Here is a 16571-nt window from a genome sequence, read left to right as displayed (position 1 = left end):
GATCCCCGCCGGGGCCGCCGCCGCGCGCCCCGCCGGCGCCCCGGCCCCGGCCGTCGCCGCCGGTATCAGCCCGAAGGTCAGCGCCGCGGCGACCCCCACCGCCAGCAGCGCGCGTGCGCGAACTCCACCGTGCCCAGCCGTGTATGACACCGCAGCTCCCTGGAACGCGTGAACCGGGTGCGCGCGACACGCGCCCAGCGGCTCAGCGTTCCAAGGCCAAGCGGTCTATACCAGAGGGCGACTGAGAACTTTCGGAAAACAACTCACCCGGGTCAACAAGCCGGTTGAGTGCGATTCAGCGCGGCCGATCGCCGAGTATGTCCCGCAGGAACTTGCCCGTGTGGCTGGACGGCACCGAGGCGATCTGCTCGGGCGTGCCCTCCGCCACCACCATGCCGCCGCCGTACCCGCCCTCGGGACCCATGTCCACCACCCAGTCGGCGGTCTTGATCACGTCCAGGTTGTGCTCGATGACGATCACCGTGTTGCCCTTCTCGACCAGATCGGACAGGACCGAGATCAGCTTGCGGATGTCCTCGAAGTGCAGCCCGGTCGTCGGCTCGTCCAGCACGTACACCGTGCTCCCGGTGGAACGCCGCTGCAGCTCCGAGGCGAGCTTGACGCGCTGCGCCTCGCCGCCGGAGAGCGTGGGCGCCGGCTGGCCCAGCCGCACATACCCCAGGCCCACGTCGTTCAGCGTGCGCAGGTGCCGGGCGATGGCCGGGACCGCCTCGAAGAAGCCGAACGCCTCCTCGATCGGCATGTCCAGCACCTCGGCGATCGACTTGCCCTTGTAGTGCACCTCCAGCGTCTCCCGGTTGTACCGGGCGCCGTGGCACACCTCGCACGGCACGTACACGTCCGGCAGGAAGTTCATCTCGATCTTGATGGTGCCGTCGCCCGAGCAGTTCTCGCAGCGGCCGCCCTTGACGTTGAACGAGAAACGCCCCGGCAGGTACCCGCGGACCTTCGCCTCCATCGTCTCCGCGAAGAGCCTGCGGACGTGGTCGAAGACGCCCGTGTACGTCGCCGGGTTGGAGCGCGGCGTACGCCCGATCGGCGACTGGTCGACGTGCACCACCTTGTCCACCAGGTCATCGCCGGACACCCGGGTGTGACGGCCCGGCACGGCCTTCGCGCCGTTCAGCTCGCGCGCCAGGTGCGTGTAGAGGATGTCGTTGACCAGCGTGGACTTGCCGGAGCCCGACACGCCGGTGACGGCGGTGAACACGCCCAGCGGGAAGCTGACGTCGATGTCCTTGAGGTTGTTGGCCCGCGCGCCGTGCACCGTCAGCCGCCGCTCGCCGTCCAGCGGCCGCCGCGCCGCCGGCAGCGGGATCGACCTCGCGCCCGCCAGGTACTGCCCGGTGATGGACGCCTCGTTCGTCAGCAGCTTCTCCAGCGGGCCGCTGTGCACCACCTCTCCGCCGTGCTCACCCGCCCCGGGGCCGATGTCCACCACCCAGTCCGAGGTCTTGATGGTGTCCTCGTCGTGCTCCACGACGATCAGCGTGTTCCCCAGGTCGCGCAGCCGCACCAGCGTCTCGATCAGCCGGTGGTTGTCCCGCTGGTGCAGCCCGATCGACGGCTCGTCCAGCACGTACAGCACGCCCACCAGGCCGGAGCCGATCTGCGTGGCCAGCCGGATCCGCTGCGCCTCCCCGCCCGAGAGCGTCCCCGCCGCCCGGTCCAGCGACAGGTAGTCCAGGCCGACGTCGACCAGGAACCGCAGCCGCTCGTTGACCTCCTTCAGGACGCGCTCGGCGATGGCCTTCTCCCGGTCGGTGAGCGTCATGCCGCGCAGGAACTCGGCGCACTCGCTGATCGACATCGCCGCGACCTCGGCGATCGACCTCTCCTGCACCGTCACCGCCAGCACCAGCGGCTTCAGCCGGGTGCCCCGGCAGGCCGGGCAGGGGGCCTCGCGCATGTACCCCTCGAACCGCTCCCGGCTGGAGTCCGACTCGGCCTCCGCGTGCCGCCGCCGGATGAAGGGCACCACGCCCTCGAACGCCGTGGTGTACGCCCGCTCCTGGCCGTGCCGGTTCTCGTACCGCACCTCGATCCGGGTCTTGTGCCCGTACAGCAGCGCCTTGCGGGCCCGCTGCGGCAGCCCCTGCCAGGGCACGTCGGTGCGGAAGTTCAGCGTGTCGCCCAGCGCGCCGATCAGCAGGTTGAAGTACCCCTTGGTGTGGCCGCCCGACCACGGGTGGATCGCGCCCTCCTCCAGGGTCTTCTCCGGATCGGGAATGATCAGCTCCTCGTCCACCTCCATCCGGGTGCCGATGCCGGTGCACTCCGGGCAGGCCCCGAAGGGGGAGTTGAAGGAGAACGAGCGCGGCTCCAGCTCCTCGAAGGACAGGTCGTCGTACGGGCAGTACAGGTGCTCGGAGAACATCCGCTCCCGCTGCGGGTCGTCCTCGGGCAGGTCCACGAAGTCCAGGATCACCATGCCGCCGGACAGGCCGAGCGCGGTCTCCACCGAGTCCGTCAGCCGCCGCTTGGCGCTCTCCTTCACCGTCAGCCGGTCGACCACCACCTCGATGCTGTGCTTCTCCTGCTTCTTCAGCTTCGGCGGGTCGGCCAGCTGCGCCGTCGCGCCGTCGACCCGCGCCCTGCTGTACCCCTTGGTCTGGAGGTCGGCGAAGAGGTCCACGAACTCGCCCTTGCGCGAGCGCACCAGCGGCGAGAGCACCTGGAAGCGGCTGCCCTCCTCCAGCCCCAGCACCTTGTCCACGATCGCCTGCGGCGACTGCCGCGCGATGGGCCGCCGGCACTCCGGGCAGTGCGGCCTGCCGATGCGGGCGAAGAGCAGCCGCAGGTAGTCGTAGACCTCGGTGATGGTGCCGACCGTGGAGCGCGGGTTGCGCGAGGTCGACTTCTGGTCGATGGACACCGCCGGGGAGAGCCCCTCGATGAAGTCCACGTCCGGCTTGTCCATCTGCCCGAGGAACTGCCGCGCGTACGCCGACAGCGACTCCACGTAGCGGCGCTGGCCCTCGGCGAAGATCGTGTCGAAGGCGAGCGAGGACTTGCCCGACCCCGAGAGCCCGGTGAAGACGATGAGGGAGTCGCGGGGCAGGTCGAGCGAGACATTCTTGAGGTTGTGCTCGCGAGCGCCACGAACGATGAGTCGGTCGGCCACGCCGGATGACACCTTTCGTGTGGTTCCTGGAGGCCCGCACCCGTGTGGGGCACCCCCATCAAGACTATGGGCGGGGTCTGACACCCGGACGGAGGGCCGACGCCGCGCTCGCAGCCTATAGCACGAGCGTTCGATTCCCGCTCGTTTTCCCTCACTTTCACTCGGAGGAGTGGCGGAGATAGCGTGAGGGTGTGACGGCACCCACCACCGACCTCACCGGCCTGAGGGACGCCACCGAGCGACTCCTCGACACCGTCGGCGCCCTCGGCGACGACGCCATCGCCCAGCCCTCCCTGCTGCCCGGCTGGACCCGGGGCCACGTCCTGGCCCACATCGCCCGCAACGCCGACGCCCTCGTCAACGTCCTGACCGGCCACCCCATGTACGCCAGCAACGAGGCCCGCGACGCCGAGATCGAGCGCGACGCCGCCCGCCCCGCCGCCGTCCACCGCGAGGACATCAGCGAGAGCGCCGGCCGCCTGGAGGCGAATTTCGCCGCGCTCACCGACGAGGAGTGGCAGGCCACGGTCGAGCTGCGAGGCGGCGTCACCGACAGAGCCGCCGGCATCCCGTTCCGCCGCTGGGTCGAGGTGGACCTGCACCACATCGACCTCGGCGCCGGACGCACCGTCGCCGACCTGCCCGGCGCCTTCCTCGACCACGCCCTGGACTACCTCGCCGCCCGCTTCTCCGGCCGCGCCGGCCTCTCCCCGATCGAGCTGCGCGCCGAGGACGGCCGCACCTGGCGCACCGGCGGCGGCCGGCCCGTCCCGGCCGGCGGCCCCATCGCGGTCGTCGGCACCCCCGCCGACCTCGTCGGCTGGCTCACCGGACGCACCAGCGGCGGCGGCCTGACCACCACCGGCGGCGAGCCGCTGCCCGCCCTGCCGCCGCTGTGACGGGACACTGACGGCCATGGCGTACACCGGAAAGGTCACCGTCGGCGGGCCGGCCGACGTCCACGAGCTCGCGAAGCTGATCGTCTCCAAGGCCGCCGTCGGCCCCATGGAGAACAACGCCTACCTGCTGCGCTGCCGCGAGACCGGCCAGCAGCTCCTCATCGACGCGGCCGCCGAGCCCGCGACCCTGCTGCGCCTCATCGGCGACGACGGCATCGCCGCCGTCGTCACCACCCACCGGCACCGCGACCACTGGCAGGCGCTCGGCGCCGTCGTGCGCGCCACCGGCGCGCGCACCTACGCCGGGCGCGACGACGCCGACGGCATCCCCGTGCCCACCGACGTCCCGGTCGACGACGGCGACACCGTCTCCGTGGGCGCCTGCCGCCTCACCGCCCGCCACCTCGTCGGCCACACCCCCGGCTCCGTCGTGCTCGTCTACGACGACCCCGACGGCCACCCCCACGTCTTCACCGGGGACTGCCTCTTCCCCGGCGGGCCGGGAAAGACGACACGCCCGGCGGACTTCCGGTCCCTCATGACCGGCCTGGAGACGAAGCTCTTCGGCGAGCTGCCCGACGAGACCTGGATCTACCCCGGCCACGGCGACGACACCACCCTCGGCGCCGAACGCCCGCACCTCGCCGAGTGGTGGGCCCGGGGCTGGTAGCTCCTGGCGGCGAACGCCGCAGGGCCCGGCCCCTCCCGGGACCGGGCCCCATGCGTGCTCATCCGGCCGCCGCGGCCGGACGGCTCACATCATCGCCTGGTCGTTGTAGTACTCCTGCACGGTGCCGTCCTCCCAGGTGACGACCAGCGTGGGCCCGTCGAACGCCAGCGTCGCCGACGTCGCGGTCCACTCCTCCTCGCCCCAGAGGCTGCAGTCGTCGAGCGCCAGGGCACCCTCGGTCGCGGTGCCGTAGCAGATGTCACCCTCCGCACCCCAGTCCTCGAAGAACGTGACCTCGTCCTGCGCGAAGCTCAGGAAGGCGTCCTCGAGGTCAGGCCCGGTGGACCAGTTGCCCTGCAGCTCCTCGACGGTGGCGGGCGGCAGGTCGTCCTCCTCCCCGGGGTCGGTGATCCCGAGCTCCTCCAGCTCCTCCCACGGAATGAGGTCCGTCAGGTCGTCGGGGACGAGGTCGACCAGGTCCTCCGGGGAGATACCTGTCGGCAGGCTCGCCGGGTCGATCTGCGACAGATCCTCCGGCTTCGCACCCTGCGCCTCGCCGCCCTGGCCGTCGCCCTCCTGCTCCGCTCCGCCGCCCTCCTGCCCGGCGTCGGCTCCCTGCTCGCCGTCCTGCTCGCCGCCCTGCCCGGCGTCCTCGCTCGGCGCGCTGTCGGACGGCGACTCCTCCTCGTCGCCGTTACAGCCGGTCAGCACCAGCGCCGCCGCGACCGCGACGGCCGGCAGCGCGGCCCGTATCGTCCTGGCACGCATCTGTTGTCCCCTCCCGTTGGGTGAACCTGAGGTCGGCGGGGACACTAGCCGCCCGGCGAGGCCGAAACCCGGTGCTGTTACCGCCCTGTTCCGTTCCGCGCCGAACAGGGACACACGTGATCGACTGGTGGCACCGGACGGCGGCCGGGTGACGGGAGTTACTGAGTGTCAGCCCCCCGCAGTAGGGTTGCGACCATGGCCGACCCCTCCAGCTACCGCCCCAGGCCGGGCGAGATCCCCGACTCCCCGGGCGTCTACCGCTTCCGCGACGAGCACGGCCGGGTGATCTACGTCGGGAAGGCGAAGAGCCTGCGCCAGCGCCTGTCGTCGTACTTCCAGGACGTCTCCGGCCTGCACCCGCGCACCGCCACCATGGTCACCACCGCCGCCTCCGTGGAGTGGACCGTGGTCGCCACCGAGGTCGAGGCCCTCCAGCTGGAGTACTCCTGGATCAAGGAGTACGACCCCCGCTTCAACGTGAAATACCGCGACGACAAGAGCTACCCGTCGCTCGCCGTCACCATGAACGAGGAGTTCCCCCGCGCGCAGGTGATGCGCGGCCCGAAGAGGAAGGGCGTGCGGTACTTCGGGCCCTACGCCCACGCCTGGGCCATCCGCGAGACCGTCGACCTCCTGCTGCGCGTCTTCCCCGTGCGCACCTGCTCCGCCGGCGTCTTCAAGCGCGCCCACGCCGTCGGCCGCCCCTGCCTGCTGGGGTACATCGGCAAGTGCTCCGCCCCCTGCGTCGGCCGCGTCACCGCCGATGAGCACCGCGCGCTCGCCGAGGAGTTCTGCGACTTCATGGCCGGCCGCACCGGGGCGTACCTGCGCCGCCTGGAGCAGCAGATGCGCGACGCCGCCGAGGAGCTGGAGTACGAGCGGGCCGCCCGGCTGCGCGACGACATCGAGGCCCTCAGGCGCGCCATGGAGAAGAACGCCGTCGTCCTCGCCGACGCCACCGACGCCGACCTCGTCGCCCTCGCCGAGGACGAGCTGGAGGCCGCCGTCCAGATCTTCCACGTCCGCGGCGGCCGGGTCCGCGGCCAGCGCGGCTGGGTCACCGACAGGGTGGAGCAGCTCGGCAGCGCCCAGCTCGTCGAGCACGCCCTCCAGCAGCTCTACGGCGAGGAGAGCGGCGAGGGCGTTCCCAAGGAGGTGCTCGTCCCTGCCCTGCCCGAGCCCGCCGAGCCGCTCGCAGACTGGCTGAGCGAACGCCGCGGCTCCCGCGTGAGCCTGCGCGTGCCGCAGCGCGGCGACAAGAAGGACCTGATGACGACGGTCCAGCGCAACGCCCAGCAGGCGCTCGCCCTCCACAAGACCAAGCGGGCCTCCGACCTGACTACCCGCTCCCGCGCCCTGGAGGAGATCGCCGACGCCCTCGGCCTGGACTCCGCGCCGCTGCGCGTCGAGTGCTTCGACGTCTCCCACCTCCAGGGCGACGACGTGGTCGCCTCCATGGTCGTCTTCGAGGACGGCCTGGCCCGCAAGAGCGAGTACCGCCGCTTCCAGATCAAGGGCTTCGCCGGGCAGGACGACGTCCGCGCCATGCACGAGGTGATCTCCCGCCGCTTCCGGAGGTACCTGCGGGAGAAGGTGAGGACCGGCGAGTGGGCCGGGGAGGAACCGGGCGGGGAGGAACCGGACGGCGAGCAGCCGGCGTCGTTGCGTGAGGACGACGGCCGCCCCAAGCGCTTCGCCTACCCGCCGCAGCTCGTGGTGGTGGACGGCGGGCAGCCGCAGGTGGCCGCCGCCCGCCGCGCCATGGACGAGCTGGGCATCGACGACGTCGCCGTCTGCGGTCTCGCCAAGCGCCTGGAGGAGGTCTGGCTGCCCGGAGAGGACGACCCCGTCATCCTGCCCCGCACGAGCGAGGGCCTGTACCTGCTGCAGCGGGTGCGCGACGAGGCGCACCGGTTCGCCATCCGGTACCAGCGCGGCAAGCGGTCGCAGGCGATACGCACCGGCCCCCTCGACGCCGTCGCCGGCCTCGGGGAGACCCGGAAGAAGGCCCTGCTGAAGCACTTCGGCTCGGTCAAGCGGCTGCGCTCCGCCACGATCGAGGAAATCACCGAGGTCCCGGGCATCGGTCGCAAGACCGCCGAGACCGTGGTCGCCACCCTCGCCGAGGGCACCCGGCCCGCCCCGGCCGTCAACACCGCCACCGGCGAGATCATCGAGGACTGAAACGAAGCCGAGCACACGCGAAACGCACCGATACAGACGGGGGACGACATCATGGACACCATGAGCGAGCAGACGACAGACACGGACCAGCTGGACATGCCGGAGCTGGTGATCATCTCAGGCATGTCCGGCGCCGGGCGCTCCACCGCCGCCAAGTGCCTGGAGGACCTCGGCTGGTTCGTCGTGGACAACCTGCCGCCCGCCCTGATCCCGACCATGGTCGACCTCGGCGCCCGCTCCCAGGGGAACGTGGCCCGCATCGCCGTGGTCGTCGACGTCCGCGGCCGCAGCTTCTTCGACAGCCTCCGCGAGTCCCTCACCGACCTGGACACCCGGTCGGTCACCCGCCGCATCGTCTTCCTCGAGGCGTCGGACAACGCGCTGGTCCAGCGGTTCGAGTCGGTGCGCCGCCCGCACCCGCTCCAGGGCGACGGCCGCATCGTCGACGGCATCGCCGCCGAGCGCGACCTGCTGCGCGAGCTGCGCGGCGACGCCGACCTGGTCATCGACACCTCCAACCTCAACGTGCACGAGCTGCGCGCCAAGATGGACGCCCAGTTCACCGGCGGCGGGGAGACCCAGCTGCGGGCGACGGTGATGTCCTTCGGGTACAAGTACGGCCTGCCCGTCGACGCCGACCACGTGGTGGACTGCCGCTTCCTGCCGAACCCGCACTGGGTGCCCGAGCTGCGCCCGTTCACCGGCACCACCGAGGAGGTCGCCGGGTACGTCTTCAACCAGCCCGGCGCCAAGGAGTTCCTCGACCAGTACGCCGAGCTGCTGCGGCTGGTCGCCGACGGGTACCGGCGCGAGGGCAAGCGGTACGTCACGATCGCCGTGGGCTGCACCGGCGGAAAGCACCGCAGCGTCGCCATGTCCGAGCGGCTGGCCCGGCGGCTGGCGGCCGAGGGCATCGAGACCGTCGTCGTCCACCGCGACATGGGGCGCGAATAGGCATGCCCCCCCGCAAGGCCGACCGGCGCTCCCGCAGCTGGCGGGCGATCCGCCCGCTGCGCGGCGGGAGCCGCGCCGCCCAGCCCAAGGTCGTCGCCCTCGGCGGCGGCATGGGGCTGTCCGCCTCGCTCACGGCGTTGCGGCGCATCACCGGCGACCTCACCGCCATCGTCACCGTCGCCGACGACGGCGGCTCCAGCGGCCGGCTGCGGGACGAGCTGGGCGTGCTGCCCCCCGGAGACCTGCGCAAGGCGCTGGCCGCGCTGTGCGGCGACGACGAGTGGGGCCGCACCTGGTCCGAGGTGATCCAGCACCGCTTCAAGAGCGGCGGCGCGCTCCACGACCACGCCGTGGGCAACCTGCTGATCGTCGCCCTGTGGGAGCAGCTCGGCGACCACGTGCAGGCCCTCGACCTGGTCGGCAAGCTGCTGGGCGCGCACGGCCGGGTGCTGCCCATGTCCGCCGTGCCCCTGGACCTGGAGGCGGTCGTCCGGGGCCACGACCCCCGCGAGCCGCACCGGCTGAGCAAGGTGCGCGGCCAGGCCACCGTCGCCCTCACCCAGGGCGAGGTGCGCCACGTCATGCTCGTCCCCGACGACCCGCCCGCCGTGCCCGAGGCCGTCGAGGCCGTCCTCGACGCCGACTGGGTGGTGCTCGGCCCGGGCTCCTGGTTCTCCTCCGTCATCCCCCATCTGCTCGTGCCCCGCCTCCGCGACGCCCTCACCGAGACCAGGGCGCGCCGGGTCCTCTCCCTCAATCTCGCCCCCCAGCCCGGCGAAACTGATGGGTTCTCCCCGCAGCGTCATGTGGAGGTTCTGGTACAACACGCCCCTAAACTCACCTTCGACGTGGTGCTGGCCGACCGGGCCGCCGTGCCGGACCAGGAGAGCCTGAGCAGGGCCGCCGAGCGGCTGGGAGCGACAGTTCATCTGGCGCCGGTGGCCGCGGGCGGGGGCGGGCACGCCAGCAGCGGATCCCCCCGCCATGATCCCGAGCTGCTGGCCGCCGCGTACGACCGTATTTTTCGGATGCATGGAAGGATTGGCCCATGGCGATGACGGCAGCGGTGAAGGACGAGATCTCCCGGCTCCCGGTCACCCGCACCTGCTGCCGCAAGTCGGAGGTGTCGTCCATCCTGCGCTTCGCGGGCGGCCTCCACCTGGTGAGCGGGCGGATCGTGATCGAGGCGGAGCTCGACACCGGTATCGCCGCCCGGCGGCTGCGCAGGGACATCCTGGAGATCTTCGGGCACGCCTCGGACCTCGTCGTGATGGCCCCCGGCGGCCTGCGCCGCGGCAGCCGGTACGTGGTGCGCGTCGTCGCCGGCGGCGACCAGCTCGCCCGGCAGACCGGCCTGGTGGACGGCCGCGGCCGCCCCATCCGCGGCCTGCCCCCGCAGGTGGTCTCCGGCGCCACCTGCGACGCCGAGGCCGCCTGGCGCGGCGCCTTCCTGGCCCACGGCTCCCTCACCGAGCCGGGCCGCTCCTCCTCCCTGGAGGTCACCTGCCCCGGCCCCGAAGCCGCCCTCGCCCTGGTCGGCGCGGCCCGCCGCCTGCAGATCGCCGCCAAGGCCCGCGAGGTGCGCAGCGTGGACCGCGTCGTGGTGCGCGACGGCGACGCCATCGGCGCGCTCCTGACCCGGCTCGGCGCGCACGAGTCCGTGCTGGCCTGGGAGGAACGCCGCATGCGGCGCGAGGTGCGCGCCACGGCGAACCGGCTGGCCAACTTCGACGACGCCAACCTGCGGCGTTCGGCGCGGGCCGCGGTCGCCGCGGGGGCGCGGGTGGCGCGGGCGCTGGAGATCCTCGGGGACGAGGTGCCGGACCACCTGGCGGCGGCGGGGCGGCTGCGGATGGACCACAAGCAGGCGTCGCTGGAGGAGCTCGGGGCGCTCGCGGATCCGCCGCTGACGAAGGACGCGGTGGCGGGGCGCATTCGCCGGCTGCTGGCGATGGCCGACAAGCGCGCGCAGGATCTGGGGATTCCGGGCACGGAGGCGAGCCTCACCGAGGAGATGGTGGGGTAGCCGCGGGCTCCGCCCCGACGCCCGGCCGTCCTCACCCCTGCAGCCACCCGGGCTGGGCGCCGTCGTGAGTGGGGGAAGTCGCGTGGCCGGTGTCACCCCGAAGGAGCCCGCGCGGTAGGGTCTGGAGTGGTCGGGGACATCCCAAACAGCATCGCCGGTGTCGCCACCGGCGCACCAACGAGGAGATCGGTTCGTGACGATCCGCGTAGGAATCAACGGCTTTGGCCGTATCGGTCGCAACTACTTCCGCGCACTCCTTGAACAGGGAGCGGATGTCCAGATCGTTGGCGTCAACGACCTGACCGACAACGCGACCCTGGTCCACCTGCTCAAGTACGACAGCGTCCTCGGCCGTCTCCGCCAGGAGGTCTCGCACACCGAGGACACCATCACGGTGGGCAACCAGACCTTCAAGACGATGGCCGAGCGCGACCCGGCGTCGCTGCCCTGGGGCGAGCTCGGCGCCGACATCGTCATCGAGTCCACCGGCATCTTCACCAAGCGGGACGACGCCGCCAAGCACCTCGCCGCCGGCGCCAGGAAGGTCCTCATCTCCGCCCCCGCGAAGAACGAGGATGTCACCGTCGTCATGGGCGTCAACCAGGACGTCTACGACCCCGCCCAGCACGAGGTGATCTCCAACGCCTCCTGCACCACCAACTGCGTGGCGCCCATGGCGAAGGTGCTCGACGAGAGCTTCGGCATCGTCAAGGGCCTGATGACCACCTGCCACGCGTACACCAACGACCAGCGCATCCTTGACTTCCCGCACAAGGACCTGCGCCGGGCGCGCGCTGCCGCGATCAACATCATCCCCACCACCACGGGCGCCGCCAAGGCGACCGCGCTGGTGCTGCCGCAGCTCAAGGGCAAGCTCGACGGCCTGTCGTTCCGCGTCCCGGTTCCCACCGGCTCCGTCACCGACCTCGTCGTCGACCTGGGCCGCGACGTCACCAAGGACGAGGTCAACGCCGCCTTCAAGCAGGCCGCCGAGACCTCGCTCAAGGGCATCCTGGAGTACACCGAGGACGCCCTGGTCTCCTCCGACATCGTCAACACGCCGCCCTCCTGCACCTTCGACTCCGCGCTGACCATGGCGCAGGGCAACCAGGTCAAGGTCGTCGGCTGGTACGACAACGAGTGGGGCTACTCCAACCGCCTCGTCGACCTGACGGTGTACGTCGGCGAGCGGCTCTGAGCCGTCCGCCGGGGCAGGGCTCGCAAGCGCGCACCGCGACAGCACCGCGCGCCTGCGGGCCCTCGCGCCATGCGTGAGCCATGCAGTCTCAAGGAGAGCCCTCGACACCATCATGAAGACGATTGACGACCTCCAGGTCTCCGGGCGCCGTGTCTTCGTCCGCGCCGACCTGAACGTGCCGCTCGACGGCGCCACCATCACCGACGACGGCCGCATCCGGGCCGCCGTGCCGACCATCACCAAGCTCACCGAGGCGGGCGCCAGGGTGATCGTCGCCTCCCACCTGGGCCGCCCCAAGGGCGCCCCGGACCCCGCCTTCACCCTCGCCCCGGTCGCCGCCCGCCTCGGCGAACTCCTCGGCCGGGGAGTGGCCTTCGCGACCGACACCGTCGGCGACAGCGCGCGCGCCTTCGCCGACGCCCTGGACGACGGCGATGTCGTGCTGCTGGAGAACCTGCGCTTCAACCCCGGCGAGACCAGCAAGGACGACGCCGAACGCGGCGCCTTCGCCGACCAGCTGGCCGCCCTGGCGGACGCGTACGTCGGCGACGGCTTCGGCGCCGTCCACCGCAAGCACGCCTCCGTCTACGACCTGCCCGCGCGCCTCCCGCACGCCGCCGGCGGCCTGATCGCCACCGAGGTGGGCGTCCTCAAGCGCCTCACCGAGGAGCCGGACCGGCCCTACGCCGTCGTGCTCGGCGGCGCCAAGGTCTCCGACAAGCTCGGCGTCATCGGCCACCTGCTGGAGCGCGCCGACCGCATCCTGATCGGCGGCGGCATGGCGTACACCTTCCTCAAGGCCCAGGGCCACGAGGTGGGCGACTCCCTCCTCCAGGCCGACCAGGTCCCCGCCGTCCAGGAGTACCTGCGCCGGGCCGCCGAGCGCGGCGTGGAGTTCGTGCTCCCGGTCGACGTCGTGGCCGCCAAGGACTTCCCCGACCTGAAGACCAAGGCCCCGGCCGAGACCGAGACCGTGGCCGCCGACGCCATCCCGGCGGGGCTGCAGGGCCTGGACATCGGCCCGGCCACCCAGGAGCTGTACGCCGCCAAGCTCGCCGACGCGGCCACCGTCTTCTGGAACGGCCCCATGGGCGTCTTCGAGCACCCCGACTTCGCCGACGGCACCCGGGCGCTGGCCCGGGCCCTGGCCGACAGCTCCGCCTTCACCGTGGTCGGCGGCGGCGACTCGGCGGCGGCCGTGCGCATCCTCGGCTTCGACGAGTCGACCTTCGGACACATCTCCACCGGCGGCGGCGCCAGCCTGGAGTACCTGGAGGGCAAGACCCTCCCCGGCCTTGAGGCACTGGAGGACTGAACGCCATGGCACCCACGGATTCCGCAGCCGCCCGCGTCCCGCTGATGGCCGGCAACTGGAAGATGAACCTCAACCACCTCGAGGCCATCGCACACGTCCAGAAGCTCGCCTTCGCCCTGTCGGACAAGGACCTCGACGCCGTCGAGGTCGCGGTGCTGCCGCCCTTCACCGACCTGCGCTCGGTCCAGACCCTGGTCGACGGCGACAAGCTCAGGATCAGGTACGGCGCGCAGGACATCGCCGCCCACGACTCCGGGGCGTACACGGGCGACATCTCCGGCCCGATGCTCGCCAAGCTCAACTGCACCTACGTGGTCGTGGGCCACTCCGAGCGCCGCCAGTACCACGGCGAGAACGAGGAGACCTGCAACGCCAAGGTGAAGGCCGCCTACCGGCACGGCCTGACGCCGATCCTGTGCATCGGCGAGCCGCTGGAGATCCGCAAGGCGGGCCAGCAGGTCGCCTACACCCTCACCCAGCTCGACGGCGCCCTCGACGGGCTCCCCGCCGAGCAGGCCGCGAGCATCGTGATCGCCTACGAGCCGGTGTGGGCCATCGGCACCGGCGAGGTCGCCACCCCCGAGGACGCGCAGGAGGTCTGCGGGGCGATCCGCGCCCGGCTGGCCGAGCTGTACGACGTGGCGCTCGCCGACGGCGTGCGCATCCAGTACGGCGGCTCGGTCAAGGGCTCCAACGTCGCCGCGATCATGGCGCAGCCCGACGTGGACGGCGCCCTGGTCGGCGGCGCCTCGCTCGACGCCGACGAGTTCGTCAAGATCGTCCGCTTCCGCGACCAGTGACGACCGGAGGTACCCTGACGGGGGCCGTGGCCACCGGCTGGACCGGTTGGTGCGGCCCCCGGATGCCGGTACATTGAGTCGCGTCCATCCACCGTCTCCGATCTGCAGAGAGTTGGTCCAGTCGTGGAAACGGCGTTCCAGATCGCCCTCATCGTCTTCAGCGGCCTGCTGGGCCTGCTCGTGCTGATGCACAAGGGCAAGGGCGGCGGCCTCTCCGACATGTTCGGCGGCGGTATGCAGTCGTCCGTCGGCGGCTCCTCCGTGGCCGAGCGCAACCTCGACCGGCTCACGGTCGTGGTCGGCCTGATCTGGTTCGGGATCATCGTGGTGCTCGGCCTGCTGATGAAGTAGTTCTGAGTGACGCGGGAGTGACAGCCTGGCCACAACGCGGTAAGTCAGTAACTCGAAGCACTGGACGTGCGTTGAGCCTTGCATAGACTGAGGCGACTTCGCAGCACACAGCACGTGAGGCAGGGAGTTACGACCGTGGCAGGTGGCAACGCGATCCGGGGCAGCCGGGTCGGCGCGGGGCCCATGGGAGAGGCCGAGCGGGGCGAGTCCGCGCCGCGGCTGAGGGTCTCCTTCTGGTGTGCGAACGGGCACGAGACACGGCCCAGCTTCGCCAGCGACGCACAGATTCCCGACACGTGGGACTGTCCTCGGTGCGGCTTCCCGGCAGGCACGGACCGCGAGGACCCGCCGGACCCGCCCCGCACCGAGCCCTACAAGACGCATCTCGCCTACGTTCGCGAACGCCGCAGCGACGCCGACGGCGAGGCCATCCTCGCCGAGGCCCTCGCCAAGCTGCGCGGCGAGATCTAGTCCGGGGCGGGTCCGCGACGCGGGCGGCCGGGCGGCGCCGTCAGGCGGCGGCGTAGCCTGGGACCGCACGATCGCACGGAGCGCACGGATGGGCTGAGCAGAGGACATGAACGCAGGCGCGCGGGTCAGGCTGGACCGGACGGCCGAGTGGGGTGCTCTGGCCAAGCACCGGGAGCAGCTGGGGGAGGTGCACCTTCGCGAGCTGTTCGACCGCGACCCGGACCGGGCGGGGCGGTACGGCGTCCGCGTCGGCGACCTCCTCATCGACTACTCCAAGCAGCTGGTGACCGACGAGACCCTGCGCCTGCTGCGCGATCTCGCCGCGGCGTCCGGCGTGGAGCCGCTGCGCGACGCCATGTTCCGCGGCGAGAAGATCAACATCACCGAGGGCCGGGCCGTGCTGCACACCGCGCTGCGCGCGCCGCGCGACGCCGTGGTCGAGGTCGACGGCGAAGAACCCAAAAATGTCGTGCCCGGCGTCCACGCCGTGCTGGACCGCATGGCGGACTTCGCGCGGCGGGTGCGCTCGGGGGAGTGGACGGGCCACACCGGGCGGCGCATCAGGACGGTCGTCAACATCGGCATCGGCGGCTCCGACCTCGGCCCGGCCATGGCGTACGAGGCGCTGCGGCCCTACACCGCGCGGGAGCTGGGCTTCCGCTTCGTGTCCAACGTCGACGGCGCCGACCTGCACGAGGCGGTGCGCGACCTCGACCCGGCCGAGACGCTGTTCATCGTGGCGTCGAAGACGTTCACGACGATCGAGACGATCAGCAACGCCACGGCGGCGCGGCGCTGGCTGCTGGCCGGCCTCGGGGGCGAGGAGGCGGCCGTGGCCCGCCACTTCGTCGCTGTCTCGACCAACGCCGAGAAGGTGGCTGAGTTCGGCATCGACACGGCCAACATGTTCGAGTTCTGGGACTGGGTCGGCGGCCGGTACTCCTACGACTCGGCGATCGGCCTGTCGCTGCTGATCGCCATCGGGCCCGAGCGCTTCCGCGAGATGCTGGACGGCTTCCGCACGGTGGACGAGCACTTCCGCACCGCGCCGCTGGAGGAGAACGCCCCGGTGCTGCTGGGGCTCCTCGGCGTCTGGTACGGGGCGTTCTACGGGGCGCAGTCGCACGCGGTGCTGCCCTACAGCCACTACCTCTCCCGCTTCACGGCGTATCTGCAGCAGCTCGACATGGAGTCGAACGGCAAGTCGGTGGACCGCGAGGGCAGGCCCGTCGACTGGCAGACCGGGCCGGTGGTGTGGGGCACGCCGGGCACCAACGGGCAGCACGCCTACTACCAGCTGCTGCACCAGGGCACGAAGATCATTCCGGCGGATCTGATCGGCTTCGCCCGGCCGGTTGAGGAACTGGAGCCGGGGCTGGCCGCGCAGCACGACCTGCTGATGGCGAACCTCTTCGCGCAGGGCCAGGCGCTCGCCTTCGGCAAGACGGCCGAGGAGGTGCGGGCGGAGGGCGTCGCGGAGGAACTGGTGCCGCACCGTACGTTCCCGGGGAACCGGCCCACGACGACGATCCTGGCGGTGGAGCTGACGCCGTCGGTGCTGGGGCAGCTGGTCGCGCTCTACGAGCACAAGGTGTTCGTGCAGGGGGCGGTGTGGGACATCGACTCCTTCGACCAGTGGGGGGTGGAGCTGGGGAAGGTGCTGGCGAAGCGGGTCGAGCCCGCGCTGACCGCTGGCGCGGAGGTCCCCGGGCTCGACGCCTCGACGGCGGGCCTGGTCGCCCACTACCGGCGGCTGCGCGGCCGCTGAGGTCCCCCGCCCACCCTAGCCG

Annotated in this window: 14 protein-coding genes; 12 read left to right on the top strand and 2 right to left on the bottom strand. The window is 71.8% G+C overall.

What is annotated here, in order from left to right; genetic code table 11:
- Window positions 1–295: 295 nt before the first annotated feature.
- Window positions 296–3145, bottom strand: a complete 2850-nt coding sequence (gene uvrA, locus ACTWQH_RS21115) for an excinuclease ABC subunit UvrA (RefSeq protein ID WP_443288224.1) — start codon at window positions 3143–3145, stop codon at window positions 296–298.
- A gap of 191 nt (window positions 3146–3336) precedes the next feature.
- Between uvrA and ACTWQH_RS21110 the strand changes: the two genes are divergently transcribed.
- Together ACTWQH_RS21110 and ACTWQH_RS21105 are read left to right on the top strand one after the other, a co-directional pair.
- Window positions 3337–4044: a maleylpyruvate isomerase family mycothiol-dependent enzyme gene (locus ACTWQH_RS21110; RefSeq protein WP_443288223.1), complete on the top strand. Its 708-nt coding sequence runs from the start codon at window positions 3337–3339 to the stop codon at window positions 4042–4044.
- Between the two features lie 16 nt (window positions 4045–4060).
- A complete protein-coding gene (locus tag ACTWQH_RS21105; RefSeq protein WP_443288222.1) occupies window positions 4061–4714 on the top strand; it encodes an MBL fold metallo-hydrolase in 654 nt (217 codons plus the stop codon).
- A gap of 84 nt (window positions 4715–4798) precedes the next feature.
- On the opposite strand, the gene ACTWQH_RS21100 is transcribed toward ACTWQH_RS21105, so the two are convergent.
- Window positions 4799–5482, bottom strand: coding sequence for a hypothetical protein (locus tag ACTWQH_RS21100; RefSeq protein ID WP_443288221.1), 684 nt, complete (start codon window positions 5480–5482; stop codon window positions 4799–4801).
- Window positions 5483–5677: 195 nt separating this feature from the next.
- Between ACTWQH_RS21100 and uvrC the strand changes: the two genes are divergently transcribed.
- The 10 genes from uvrC to pgi all read left to right on the top strand — a co-directional run bounded on the left by uvrC (window position 5678) and on the right by pgi (window position 16549).
- Window positions 5678–7666, top strand: coding sequence for an excinuclease ABC subunit UvrC (uvrC, locus tag ACTWQH_RS21095; RefSeq protein WP_443288220.1), 1989 nt, complete (start codon window positions 5678–5680; stop codon window positions 7664–7666).
- Window positions 7667–7717: 51 nt separating this feature from the next.
- Window positions 7718–8620 carry an RNase adapter RapZ gene (gene rapZ / locus ACTWQH_RS21090; protein WP_443288219.1) on the top strand — a complete coding sequence of 301 codons (903 nt, stop codon included), beginning with the start codon at window positions 7718–7720 and terminating at the stop codon, window positions 8618–8620.
- Between the two features lie 2 nt (window positions 8621–8622).
- On the top strand, window positions 8623–9678 hold the full coding sequence (locus ACTWQH_RS21085; protein ID WP_443288218.1) for a gluconeogenesis factor YvcK family protein: 1056 nt from the start codon (window positions 8623–8625) through the stop codon (window positions 9676–9678).
- Window positions 9669–10646 carry a DNA-binding protein WhiA gene (gene whiA / locus ACTWQH_RS21080; RefSeq protein WP_443288217.1) on the top strand — a complete coding sequence of 326 codons (978 nt, stop codon included), beginning with the start codon at window positions 9669–9671 and terminating at the stop codon, window positions 10644–10646. Before ACTWQH_RS21085 ends, whiA begins: the two co-directional genes overlap by 10 nt.
- 193 nt (window positions 10647–10839) lie before the next feature.
- Window positions 10840–11844 (top strand): type I glyceraldehyde-3-phosphate dehydrogenase, encoded by a 1005-nt coding sequence (gene gap / locus ACTWQH_RS21075; RefSeq protein WP_443288216.1) that lies wholly within the window; start codon window positions 10840–10842, stop codon window positions 11842–11844.
- Window positions 11845–11956: 112 nt separating this feature from the next.
- On the top strand, window positions 11957–13159 hold the full coding sequence (locus ACTWQH_RS21070) for a phosphoglycerate kinase (RefSeq protein ID WP_443288215.1): 1203 nt from the start codon (window positions 11957–11959) through the stop codon (window positions 13157–13159).
- Window positions 13160–13164: 5 nt separating this feature from the next.
- Window positions 13165–13959, top strand: a complete 795-nt coding sequence (gene tpiA, locus ACTWQH_RS21065) for a triose-phosphate isomerase (protein ID WP_443288214.1) — start codon at window positions 13165–13167, stop codon at window positions 13957–13959.
- Between the two features lie 123 nt (window positions 13960–14082).
- Complete coding sequence (gene secG / locus ACTWQH_RS21060) at window positions 14083–14310, top strand: preprotein translocase subunit SecG (RefSeq protein WP_443288213.1); 228 nt, start codon at window positions 14083–14085, stop codon at window positions 14308–14310.
- 135 nt (window positions 14311–14445) lie between these two features.
- Window positions 14446–14781: an RNA polymerase-binding protein RbpA gene (locus ACTWQH_RS21055; protein ID WP_443288212.1), complete on the top strand. Its 336-nt coding sequence runs from the start codon at window positions 14446–14448 to the stop codon at window positions 14779–14781.
- 106 nt (window positions 14782–14887) lie between these two features.
- A complete protein-coding gene (gene pgi, locus ACTWQH_RS21050) occupies window positions 14888–16549 on the top strand; it encodes a glucose-6-phosphate isomerase (protein WP_443288211.1) in 1662 nt (553 codons plus the stop codon).
- Window positions 16550–16571: the final 22 nt, after the last annotated feature.

This window comes from Streptomyces sp. 6N223, from assembly GCF_052246635.1.
Taxonomy (GTDB): domain Bacteria; phylum Actinomycetota; class Actinomycetes; order Streptomycetales; family Streptomycetaceae; genus Streptomyces.
The sequence above is the reverse complement of the archived record's forward strand: the minus strand, read 5'-3'. Positions and strand labels throughout refer to the sequence as shown.

What these genes read in the sequence shown, in the direction of transcription:
- ACTWQH_RS21105 (WP_443288222.1), top strand. Translation starts at nt 4,061, where the DNA reads ATGGCGTACACCGGAAAGGTCACCGTCGGCGGGCCGGCCGACGTCCAC.
- ACTWQH_RS21100 (WP_443288221.1), bottom strand. Translation starts at nt 5,482, where the DNA reads ATGCGTGCCAGGACGATACGGGCCGCGCTGCCGGCCGTCGCGGTCGCG.
- uvrC (WP_443288220.1), top strand. Translation starts at nt 5,678, where the DNA reads ATGGCCGACCCCTCCAGCTACCGCCCCAGGCCGGGCGAGATCCCCGAC.
- rapZ (WP_443288219.1), top strand. Translation starts at nt 7,718, where the DNA reads ATGGACACCATGAGCGAGCAGACGACAGACACGGACCAGCTGGACATG.
- ACTWQH_RS21085 (WP_443288218.1), top strand. Translation starts at nt 8,623, where the DNA reads ATGCCCCCCCGCAAGGCCGACCGGCGCTCCCGCAGCTGGCGGGCGATC.
- whiA (WP_443288217.1), top strand. Translation starts at nt 9,669, where the DNA reads ATGGCGATGACGGCAGCGGTGAAGGACGAGATCTCCCGGCTCCCGGTC.
- ACTWQH_RS21070 (WP_443288215.1), top strand. Translation starts at nt 11,957, where the DNA reads ATGAAGACGATTGACGACCTCCAGGTCTCCGGGCGCCGTGTCTTCGTC.
- tpiA (WP_443288214.1), top strand. Translation starts at nt 13,165, where the DNA reads ATGGCACCCACGGATTCCGCAGCCGCCCGCGTCCCGCTGATGGCCGGC.
- pgi (WP_443288211.1), top strand. Translation starts at nt 14,888, where the DNA reads ATGAACGCAGGCGCGCGGGTCAGGCTGGACCGGACGGCCGAGTGGGGT.